The sequence below is a fragment of the Conexibacter stalactiti genome (assembly GCF_033542075.1).
Taxonomy (GTDB): domain Bacteria; phylum Actinomycetota; class Thermoleophilia; order Solirubrobacterales; family Solirubrobacteraceae; genus Conexibacter; species Conexibacter stalactiti.
The window spans coordinates 1-9425 of sequence record NZ_JAWSTH010000161.1; the positions used below are offsets into that span (position 1 = coordinate 1).

At 74.8% G+C, this 9425-nt stretch carries 12 protein-coding genes; 6 read left to right on the forward strand and 6 right to left on the reverse strand.

All coding sequences use genetic code 11. The annotated features are described in order from the left end of the window. Positions 1-1640: hypothetical protein (locus R7226_RS30085; RefSeq protein WP_318601184.1), on the forward strand; the 1640-nt coding region annotated here is incomplete at its 5' end. A 7-nt stretch (positions 1641-1647) separates the two neighbouring features. Here R7226_RS30085 and pcaC read toward each other — a convergent pair. The 5 genes from pcaC to pcaH are packed head-to-tail and all read right to left on the reverse strand — an operon-like array spanning position 1648 to position 5350. Further along, the gene (gene pcaC / locus R7226_RS30090; protein WP_318601186.1) at positions 1648-2064 is read right to left on the reverse strand and encodes a 4-carboxymuconolactone decarboxylase; all 417 of its coding nucleotides are present in this window, start codon (positions 2062-2064) and stop codon (positions 1648-1650) included. Further along, positions 2061-2840 carry a 3-oxoadipate enol-lactonase gene (pcaD, locus tag R7226_RS30095; protein WP_318601188.1) on the reverse strand — a complete coding sequence of 260 codons (780 nt, stop codon included), beginning with the start codon at positions 2838-2840 and terminating at the stop codon, positions 2061-2063. The genes pcaC and pcaD overlap by 4 nt, the downstream gene beginning before the upstream one ends. Next, a complete protein-coding gene (locus tag R7226_RS30100) occupies positions 2837-4024 on the reverse strand; it encodes a lyase family protein (protein ID WP_318601190.1) in 1188 nt (395 codons plus the stop codon). The genes pcaD and R7226_RS30100 overlap by 4 nt, the downstream gene beginning before the upstream one ends. Positions 4025-4028: 4 nt before the next feature. Continuing rightward, positions 4029-4598: a protocatechuate 3,4-dioxygenase subunit alpha gene (gene pcaG, locus R7226_RS30105; protein ID WP_318601191.1), complete on the reverse strand. Its 570-nt coding sequence runs from the start codon at positions 4596-4598 to the stop codon at positions 4029-4031. Continuing rightward, entirely contained in the window at positions 4595-5350 is a 756-nt protein-coding gene (pcaH, locus tag R7226_RS30110; RefSeq protein ID WP_318601192.1) for a protocatechuate 3,4-dioxygenase subunit beta, read from the reverse strand. Before pcaH ends, pcaG begins: the two co-directional genes overlap by 4 nt. A 70-nt stretch (positions 5351-5420) precedes the next feature. On the opposite strand from pcaH, the gene R7226_RS30115 reads away from it, so the two are divergent. The 3 genes from R7226_RS30115 (at position 5421) to R7226_RS30125 (ending at position 7235) form a co-directional block, all read left to right on the forward strand. Beyond that, the gene (locus R7226_RS30115; protein WP_318601193.1) at positions 5421-6341 is read left to right on the forward strand and encodes a LysR substrate-binding domain-containing protein; all 921 of its coding nucleotides are present in this window, start codon (positions 5421-5423) and stop codon (positions 6339-6341) included. A gap of 69 nt (positions 6342-6410) precedes the next feature. Then, positions 6411-6731, forward strand: a complete 321-nt coding sequence (locus tag R7226_RS30120) for a Na-translocating system protein MpsC family protein (protein WP_318601195.1) — start codon at positions 6411-6413, stop codon at positions 6729-6731. A 108-nt stretch (positions 6732-6839) separates the two neighbouring features. Next, the gene (locus R7226_RS30125; protein WP_318601196.1) at positions 6840-7235 is read left to right on the forward strand and encodes an STAS domain-containing protein; all 396 of its coding nucleotides are present in this window, start codon (positions 6840-6842) and stop codon (positions 7233-7235) included. A 5-nt stretch (positions 7236-7240) separates the two neighbouring features. Here the strand turns inward: R7226_RS30125 and R7226_RS30130 are convergent, their stop codons facing one another. Further along, entirely contained in the window at positions 7241-7552 is a 312-nt protein-coding gene (locus R7226_RS30130) for a hypothetical protein (RefSeq protein ID WP_318601197.1), read from the reverse strand. A 111-nt stretch (positions 7553-7663) separates the two neighbouring features. Between R7226_RS30130 and R7226_RS30135 the strand changes: the two genes are divergently transcribed. Then, positions 7664-8320 carry a response regulator transcription factor gene (locus tag R7226_RS30135; RefSeq protein WP_318601199.1) on the forward strand — a complete coding sequence of 219 codons (657 nt, stop codon included), beginning with the start codon at positions 7664-7666 and terminating at the stop codon, positions 8318-8320. Continuing rightward, positions 8317-9425, forward strand: a 1109-nt coding sequence (locus tag R7226_RS30140) for a sensor histidine kinase (protein WP_318601200.1), incomplete at its 3' end; no start/stop codon positions are given. The genes R7226_RS30135 and R7226_RS30140, both read left to right, overlap by 4 nt.

Here is a 9425-nt window from a genome sequence, read left to right on the forward strand (position 1 = left end):
CGCCGCTGTCGCCGGCCGGTGACCTCGCCGCGGCGGCCGGCGCGCTCGCCGCCGGCGCCGTCGCCGACGGGCTGGCGGCCGCCGCCGACGCGACGCTCGCGCTCCAGTACGAGACGCTTGCCAGCACCCCCTTCGGCCTGCCGCCCGCGCCCGCCGCCCGGCTGCTGGGAACGGTCGCGAACAACGACGCCGACGCGCGCGCGGACGCCGCCGCCGGGAGGCGCTTCGATCCCTCCGCCGCCGATGCGGCGGCTGACGTGCACCTCAGCCGCATGCGCGTTCCGCTGCGGCCGCCGCCGTCCTCGGCGACGCTGCTGGCGACGGTCGCCGAGCCAGCCGCGCAACTGCAGCTCGCGCCCGGGCCGCTGCGCTTCGACGCCGACGGCCTGCTGCTCGACCTGCCCGCGGCGCCCACGTCGCTGACGTTCTTGCGCCCCCTCAGCGGCGCCGAGGCGCCCACCGCGGTCGACGGCGACCTCGGCGCGCCGCTGCTCCCGGTCGTCCTGCGGGAGCTGCCGGCGCCGCCGCAGCCGGCAGAGCAGTGCGCGAACGCGACCGATCTGGTGCCGCCATCGCTCTCCCAAGCCGGCCGCTGGACCTTCACCGCCGTTGTCGTCGTCCCGGAGGCAGCGCAGGACGAGCTGCTGGTCGGCGTCGAGCTGGGTGCGCCGCCCGTGCCCGCCGCCCACCCCACCCTCGACACGGAAGAGCTGGCGAGCACGCTGTGGCGCTGGTTCTCGCTCTCCGGTGGTCTGCGCGAGCAGGTCGGCGCCTGCGCCCGCGGCGAGCTGCCGGGCAGCGCGATCGTCGCCACCGTCGGCACGCTGCTCGACCCGCTCGTGGCGGCGTGGGAAGCGCACTGGAGCAGCGCGCCGCCGGACGCCGATCCCGCGGCCGATCCGCGGCACGATCTGAGCCTGCGGGTCGAGTGGGAGACGGGACCCGATCCGCTGCTGCGGGCGGTCGTGCTGACGCGGGCGGACGCGGACGCCACAACGGCGCTGCCGGAGGTCGGCTGGTGTGAGCCGGACGGCAGCGTCAGCGCGCTGCTCCCCGATCCCGCCGGAAGCCGTGCCGGCGCGCTCGCGTTCCACCCCGCCGCGCCGATCGTGCGCAGCGGGCCGGCACGGCTGCAGCTCGCGTGGAGCGGACTGAACGTCGCCGCGACGCAGCGGGCGCAGGTCGCGCTGGCGACGCGTCGCAACGCGCGCCTCCCGAACACGTCACCGTTCGTGACGATCAGCCCGCGGTCGCTCGCAGCCGCCGTCGCGCCGGCGCTCGCGTGGCCCGACGAGCTGCGCATCACTGGCGAGAGCCTGGCCGCGGCGCTGCGCGACGCGCTCGGGCAGCTGTTCGGCGACGCGACCGGGCAGCAGCTGCGGCTCCAGCTCTCCTATGGCCTCCCGCTCGCGGAGTCGACCCTGCGCAGCTGGCTGCCGGTCGCGCTGCTGCCGGCCGAGCCGCTGTCGCCCGCGCTCGCCGACGCGATCGACGACACGGCCTCGCGCTGGCTGGAGGCAACGGGATCACCGACGGCCGGAGCGGCCTGGGGCATCGGCCTGACGCTCCCGTCCGCGGTCCCCGGCGACCCGCCTCTGCTGACGGTCGAACGCCTCCTCTACGAGCTGCCGCCCGCCTGAACGCGCTCTACGCGTGCCCGAGGCCGGCGTCGGCCTCCGACTCGTCCAGCTCGTCGAAGACCCGCTGCGCGATCGCGAAGGCGCGGTTGGAGGTCGGCACGCCGGCGTAGACGCCGGTGTGCAGCAGCACCTCGCCGATCTCATCGCGCGTGAGCCCGTTGCGCAGCGCGGCGCGCACGTGCATCGCGACCTCGTGCTCGCGCCCGAGCGCGGTCAGGACCGCGAGCGTGATGCAGCTGCGCGTATGGCGGTCGAGCCCGTCGCGGGCCCAGATCGAGCCCCATGCCGAGCGCGTGATGTACTCCTGGAACGGCGCGGTGAAGTCGGTCGTGGCGGCGACGGCGCGGTCGACGTGCTCGTCGCCGAGCACCTCGCGGCGGACCTTCATGCCGGCGTCGTAGAGCGGGTCGTGGGCATCGCTCATCGCGGTCGCTCCCGTGGTCGCAGATGGTCGAGGATCAGGTTCGTGACGGCGGTCGCCTGCTCGACGCTGCCGAGGTGGGCCATCGGCGACAGCAGCTCCAGCCGCGCGTCCGCGATCGCCGCCGCGATCGCCTCGCCGTGCGCCGGCGGGGTCGCCTGGTCCTCGGCGCCGGCGAGCACGAGCGTCGGCGCCTGGATCCACGACAGCTGCGGCCGCAGGTCCATCGCCGCGATCGCCTCGCAGCTGGCCGCGTAGCCCTGCGGCGGAGAGGCCTCGAGCATCCCCTTCAGCCACCCGACGACAGTTGGCTTGCGCGCCGCGTACGCGGGCGTCAGCCAGCGCGCGACGACGCTGTCGGCAACGGCCCCGACGGTCCCGGCCGCGCGCACGGTCGCGGCCCGCTCGCGCCATCCCTCGGCCGGCGGCAGGTGGGCGGAGGTGCAGATCAGCACCAGCCGGTCGATTCGCTCGGGCGCGTTGGCGGCCAGCCACATCCCGACCATGCCGCCGATCGAGAGGCCGCAGTAGGAGACCCGCTCGAGCCCGATCCAGTCGAGCAGCGTCAGCACGTCTCTGCCCATCGCCTCGATCGAGTACGGCCCGGCCGGCTCGGGCGAGCGGCCGTGGCCGCGGTGGTCGAAGCGGACGACGCGCAGCCGCTCCGCGAGCGCCGGCACCTGCGGCCCCCACATCGACAGCGACGTGCCGAGCGAGCCGCCGAGCAGCAGCGGCGGGCCGCCTCTGACGCCCTCGATCTCGTGATGCAGGAGCGTCACCGCGCGACCTCCCGCGCCGCGCTCGCGGCGGCGGACGCGCTCGCGCCGCGTGCGCTCAGCACCCGCTCGACCAGCTCCGCCGCCGCGCCGACGTGCGCCGCCGGATCGGCCGCCTCGGCGACGCCGGCCGCGGCCAGCCGCGCGAGGTTGTCGCGCATCCGCGCGGGATCGACCTCCAACCCTTCGAGCAGGTCGCGCGCCCACGCGACGGCCGAGCCGGTCAGCGCCAGCAGCTCGCTCAACGTCCCCCATTCGGCCTGCCAGGCGCCGGCGGCGCGCTCGTGCTCCTGCGCCATCCCCGCCAGCAGCGTCGCGACCAGGCCCGGCACGCGCGCGGCGCACGCCAGCACCGAGACGGCGGCGACCGGGTTGCGCTTGTGCGCCATCGCCGAGGAGCCGCCGCGCTGCGCGCCGCCGCCCTCGCGCAGCTCGCCGACCTCCTGCTGGGAGAGCAGCGTCACGTCGCGCGCGACCTTCGCGCAGCTCCCGCTCAGCGCCCCCAGCGCGGCGGCCAGCACGACCACGCGACCGCGGTCGGTGTGCCACGGCAGCAGCGGCTCGACCAGCCCCAGCTCGCGCGCGAGCGCGGCCGTCAGCGCGGGCGAGCCGGTCCCGACCGGTCCGCCGAGCTGCACCGCCAGCCGCTCCGTCACGACCGCGGCGACGTCACCGCGAGCGGCGTCGAGCGCGCTCGTCCAGCCGGCGGCGCGCAGCCCGAAGGTCGTCGGCAGCGCCTGCTGCAGCAGCGTGCGCCCGGTCATCGGCGTGTCGCGATGCGCGGCGGCCAGGCGCGCGGCGGCGGCGGCGGCGGCGCGGGCGTCGGCCAGCAGCGGCTCCAGCGCCCGCCGCGCGAGCAGCATCGCGGCGCTGTCGAGCACGTCCTGGCTCGTCGCGCCGGCGTGCACGAAGCCGGCGTCGGCCGCGCCGACGGCCTCCTTCAGCGCCCGCACGAGCGGCACGACGACGGTCGCATGCTCGCCGGCGTCGCGCGCGAGCGCGGCGAGCTCGAAGCGCTCCGGCACGCAGGCGGCGGCGATCCGCTCGGCGGCGTCGGCCGGGACGATGGCGGTGACGGCGCCGGCGCGCGCCAGCCCGGCCTCGACGTCGAGCAGCGCCCGCAGCCAACCGGCGTCGGTGACGGCCTGCGCGGCGGCGCCGCGCGCGTAGGTGCCGTCGAACAGCATCTGCTCAGACCGCGAAGAAGACGGTCTCGTGCGGGCCCTGGACGTGGATGTCGAAACCGTACCCGCCCGCGCGCGGCTGCGCGAGCAGTGTTCCTCGCCGCGCCGCCGGCACCGACTGCAGGACCGGGTCCTCGGCGTTGGCCGCTTCCTCGTCGGCGAAGTAGATGCGCGTGACGAGCCGGTGCAGCAGCCCGCGCGCGAACAGCGAGACGTCGACGTGCGGCGCCTGCAGCCGTCTGCCGGGGCCGGGCACGCGCCCCGGCTTGAGCGTCAGCAGCTCGTAGCTGCCGTCGCCGACCTCGGCGCCGGCGCGACCGAAGCCGCGGAAGCCCTCCACGCGCGAGGGGCCGCCCGGGCCCGCGCCGCGCAGGTCGGCGAAGCGGCCGTCGGGATCGGCCTGCCAGATCTCGATCAGGTGATCGGGGATGACGGCACCGCGGCCGTCGTAGATCGTGCCGGTCAGCGTGATCGCGCCGGGCGTCCCCGCCGGCACGACGCAGGGGCCGTCGGGCCACGGCAGCCCGATCGCGTAGTAGGGGCCGACCGTCTGCGAGGGCGTGGTCGCGAAGATCACAGCTCCTCCTCGAACGGCGTCGCCGCCGGCCCGCGCAGGTAGATGTCGAACTCGTAGCACTGCGCCCAGCTCGGAACGGTCTCGTGGACGTTGAACGACGCGACCATCCGCTCGCGCGCGCGCTCGTCGCGGACCGAATTGAAGATCGGGTCGTACGGGAAGAAGGGGTCGCTGGGGAAGTACATCTGCGTCACCAGCCGCTGCGTGAAGGCGCGGCCCAGCAGCGAGAAGTGGATGTGCGCGGGGCGCCACGCGTTGTGGTGGTTGCCCCACGGGTACGGCCCCGGCTTGACCGTGACGAAGCGGTAGCGGCCGTCGTCGTCGGTCAGGCAACGACCGGCGCCGCTGAAGTTGGGATCCAGCGGCGCCTCCCAACGGTCGTGCTTGTGAAGGTAGCGGCCGGCTGAATTGGCCTGCCAGATCTCGACGAGCGTGCCGCGCAGCGGCTTGCCCTCCGTGTCGAAGACGCGCCCCTGCACGATCAGCCGCTCACCGATCGGCGCCCCGGCGTGCTGACGCGTCAGGTCGTGGTCGAGCGCGCCGATCCGCGCCGCGTCGCCGAGCGCCGGCCCGGTGATCTCGGTCAGTGTCTGCGGCAGGTACAGCAGCGGCTCTCTGGGATGACGCAGCAGCGTCGACTTGTAGGCGGGGGAGTCGAGCGGCGGATGTGCGCCGGCGCCCTCGCGCAGGTAGGCGATCGGCGTCTCGCCGGGGTCGCTCCAAGCCACGCCGCCGCTGTCTCTCTGCTCCATCTCGTGAGCTTCCCCGTCCGCGTCCCAGAAGTAAAATGAAGGAATCTCCGAAAGTTCCTCAGATCAGCTCATGTATCCGCCGCTCGACCTGCGCGCGCTGCACTGCTTCGCGGTCGCCGCCGAGGCCGGCACGATGACGGCGGCCGCCGCGCGTCTGCATCTGTCGCAGTCGGCCGTCTCGCTCCAGGTCGCGGCGCTGGAGCGGCGGCTGGACCAGCAGCTGCTGATCCGCCGGCGCGCCCGCACACTGCTGCTGACGCCGGCCGGGCGGCGGCTGCTGCCGCTCGCGCGCGACCTGCTCGCGCACGCGGAGGAGGTGCAGCGGGCCGCGCTCGCACCCCATCCCGGCGTCGCCGGGCCGCTGACGGTCGGCTGCTTCAGCACCGCCGCCCCGTTCCTGTTGCCGCCGCTGCTGCAGAGCTTCGAGGCGCTTCATCCGCGGGTCGCGCTCGACTTCCTCGAAGGGCCGGTGCCGGAGATCGAGGCCGCCCTGCGCGACGGCCGCTGTGACCTCGCGATCGTCGACGCGCTGGAGCTGAGCCCCGACGTCGAGGCGACGCCGCTCTACCGTGCTCGCGCCTATGCGCTGTTCGCCGCCGACGACGAGCTGGCCGGGCGCGCCGCGGTGACCGTCGAGGAGCTGGCCGCGCGCGACATGGTGATGTTCGACCTGCCGCCGAGCCGTGACTACCTCGAGTCGGTCTTCACCAGCGCCGGCCTGAGACCGCGGATCCGTCACCGCGCCTCCAGCCACGAGCTGGTGCGCGCGCTGGTCGGCCGCGGCCGCGGCTTCGCGCTGCTGATCAGCCGCCCCGTCCACGACCTCACGCACGAAGGCCTGCCGCTCGCCGCCGTCCCGCTCGCCGGCGAGGTGCCGGAGACGGTCTTCGCGCTTGCGCGCCTGCGCGACGCCCGGCCGACCCGCCAGGCCGCGGCGTTCGCGCGCCACTGCCGCGAGCGCTGGCCGCAGGAAGACCCGACAGGCGTTTAACCACTAAGATGACTGTGGTGGTTGGCGATGAGCAGCGGCGACCCACACCAACCGGTCAGTCACGGTGACATGCTCACCGCCATCTCCGACGGGCTGGTCGGCCTACTGAAGGAGTACTACGGGCACGGCCCGACGAAGGCCAAGTCCTACTACCAGGACGATCTCGTCGTCTGCGTCCTGCGCGGCGGCCTCTCGCGCGTCGAGCAGACGCTGCTCGAAGGCGGCCGCGACAGCGCCGTGACCGCGCAGCGGACGGCGTTCCAGGAGTTGATGCGCGACCGCTTCAAGGCGGTCGTCGAGCGCGCGACCGGACGCAGAGTGATCGGCTTCATGAGCGGCAGCCAGCACCGCCCGGATCTCATGTGCGAGGTCTTCGTGCTGGACCCTTGACGCACGCTCTAGGCTGGGTTCCGAGGGCATCACGATGGGGGCCGAATTCAGCGATCGGTACCCGTCGCGTGACTTCTGGGTTTTCGCACGACGCGACTCGGAGACGTCATGACCAATTCGCATCTGAAGGAAGCCGACCCGCCCGCCGTCGCCCCTTCGAAGCCGCCGCCGCGCTTCACCTGCACGTGGTGCCGCGGCGGCGTCGACGCGATCTGGGTGCACGTGAGCGGCGAGCTCGACCGCGAAGGCGCGCCGAAGCTCGCCCGGACGCTCCACGACGCGAGGCTCAACGCTCGCATGGTCGTGCTCGACCTGCGTGACCTGACCGAGATCGACCGCAGCGGCGTGCGCACGATCGTCGACGCCTCCGCCGCGGCGCGCGCGGACCATCGCAGGCAGGTCGTCGTGCGCGGCCCGGCCGCTGTCGACCGCGCCTTCGAGCGCCTCGACGCGGCGCACCGTCTCGACCTGATCGACATCGTCGCGCCGACCGCGGTCGGCTGAACGCCCTACGGCGCGCGCTTGATCGCGACCGACGCGCGCGCCTCGTCGGGCCAGTGGCCGTGCGCGTCGAAGTAGCGCCGCGCGTCCTCCTCGCGGTCGCGGTCGGCGTCGCCGCGGACGCCGGCGCGATGCAGGACGTTGAGCAGCAGGACGCTGAGGCCGGCGCCGATCAGCGCCGCCGGGCCCTCGAAGTTGTGCACGTCGGGGTCGAGCAGGAAGAAGATCACGCCGGCCAGCACGACGGCGATCGGCAGCACGTAGCGGACGGTCACGAGCAGCGGGCTGGTCGGTTCTCTGTCGGGGGTTCGCTCGGTCATCGCAGGCACTCCTTTCCGTTGCTCACCGAGCGTCGCAGCCGCGGCGTGGCGCGCACAGGGGCGGGATCGGACAGGCGGGGTAGGGAGAACCCGACGCGATACGGTGGCGACGTGCCGCCGCTCCGCCTGCTCGTCGCCGACGACAACGCGCTCCTGCGCAAGGGACTCGTGCGGCTGCTGCAGGACGCGGGGCTCGACGTCGTCGCCGAGGCCGGCGACGCGGAGGAGCTGCTGCGCAAGGTGCGCGCGCACGCCCCCGACGTCGCGATCGTCGACGTGCAGATGCCGCCCGACGGCACCGACGACGGCCTGCGCGCCGCACGCGAGATCCGCGCGACCCAGCCCGGCACCGCGGTGCTGGTGCTGTCGCAGTTCCTCGAGGAGCGCTATGCGCTCGACCTGATCGGCGACGACGCCTCCGGCGTCGGCTACCTGCTGAAGGACCGCGTCGCCGACGTCGGCGCGCTCGTCGACGCGATCCAGCGCGTCGCCGCGGGCGGCTCCGCGCTCGACCCCGAGGTCGTCGCGCGGATGGTCGGCCGGCGTCGCGCCGCCGACCCGCTCGCCGACCTGACCCCGCGCGAGCGCGAGGTGCTGACGCTGATGGCCGAGGGCAAGTCCAACCGCGGCATCGCCGAGCTGCTGGGGATCGGTCCGGCCGCCGTCGACAAGCACGCGACGCGCGTCTTCGACAAGCTCGGCCTCGGCGACGAGCCGAGCGAGCACCGCCGTGTGATGGCCGTGCTCACGCGACTGCGGGCGTCATGACGGAGCGGTCGCCGTTCGAGCGGCTCGGCTCGGCGCCGCGCGACATGCTCGAGGCGCTGCTGAGGAGCGTCGCCGACGCGATCTACGTCGTCGATGCCGGCGGTCGCGTCGAGTTCGCCAATCCCGCCGCGCTGGAGCTGCTCGGCTACGCGGAGCATGAGCTGCTGGGCCGCGCCAGCCACGCGACGATCCATCACCATCATTGGGACGGCACGCCCTTCCCGGCGGAGGAGTGCCCGCTGCTGCGCCCGCCCGCGACCGGCGAGACGGTGCGCGCCTACGGCGACACCTTCTGGCGCAAGGACGGCTCGAAGTTCCGCGTCGCCTACTCGTCGGCGCCGCTGACGATGGCGAGCGGGCGCGGCGCGGTCGTCGTCTTCCGCGACGTGACGGCGCAGCTGGAGACCGAGGAGGCGGCCCGTCGGGAAGCGGTCGAGCGGGCCCGAGCTGAGGAGATCCACGCCTCGCGCGCCCGCATCGTCGAGGCGGCCGACGCCGAGCGCCGCCGGCTCGTGCGTGACCTCCACGACGGCGCGCAGCAGCGACTGATCCGGATCCTGCTGGCGTTGCGGCTGGCGGCCAACCAGGCGGCGGGCGTGCGCGGCGATGCGGCGGCCGGCGAGGGCGGCGCGAGCGGCGACGCCGCCGACGCGATCGGCGCGCTGCTCGACGAGGCGGCGGCCGAGACGCAGGCGGCGATCGCCGAGCTGCGCGACCTCGGCGCCGGCATCCATCCGCAGATCCTCACCAACCGCGGCGTCGCGGCGGCCGTCGAGTCGTTGACCGGGCCGCTGCCGCTGCTCGTCACGCTCGCGATCCCGGAGCGGCGCTGGCCGCCGGCGACCGAGGCGGCCGCCTACTTCGTGATCGCCGAGGCGCTGACGAACGTCGTCAAGCACGCGCAGGCGACGGCCGCGACCGTGACGGTCGCCGACGACGATGGCGCGCTCGCGATCGAGGTCGCCGACGACGGCCGCGGCGGCGCGGTCGCGACGCCCGGCCGCGGCCTCGCCGGCTTGCAGGACCGCGTCGCGGCGCTCGGCGGCGCGCTCACGGTCGAACGCGGCGAGCAGGGCGGGACGCGCCTGCGCGCGACACTGCCGCT

What these genes read in the sequence shown, in the direction of transcription:
- pcaC (WP_318601186.1), bottom strand. Translation starts at nt 2,064, where the DNA reads ATGAGCGATGCCCACGACCCGCTCTACGACGCCGGCATGAAGGTCCGC.
- R7226_RS30100 (WP_318601190.1), bottom strand. Translation starts at nt 4,024, where the DNA reads ATGCTGTTCGACGGCACCTACGCGCGCGGCGCCGCCGCGCAGGCCGTC.
- pcaH (WP_318601192.1), bottom strand. Translation starts at nt 5,350, where the DNA reads ATGGAGCAGAGAGACAGCGGCGGCGTGGCTTGGAGCGACCCCGGCGAG.
- R7226_RS30115 (WP_318601193.1), top strand. Translation starts at nt 5,421, where the DNA reads ATGTATCCGCCGCTCGACCTGCGCGCGCTGCACTGCTTCGCGGTCGCC.
- R7226_RS30120 (WP_318601195.1), top strand. Translation starts at nt 6,411, where the DNA reads ATGCTCACCGCCATCTCCGACGGGCTGGTCGGCCTACTGAAGGAGTAC.
- R7226_RS30125 (WP_318601196.1), top strand. Translation starts at nt 6,840, where the DNA reads ATGACCAATTCGCATCTGAAGGAAGCCGACCCGCCCGCCGTCGCCCCT.
- R7226_RS30130 (WP_318601197.1), bottom strand. Translation starts at nt 7,552, where the DNA reads ATGACCGAGCGAACCCCCGACAGAGAACCGACCAGCCCGCTGCTCGTG.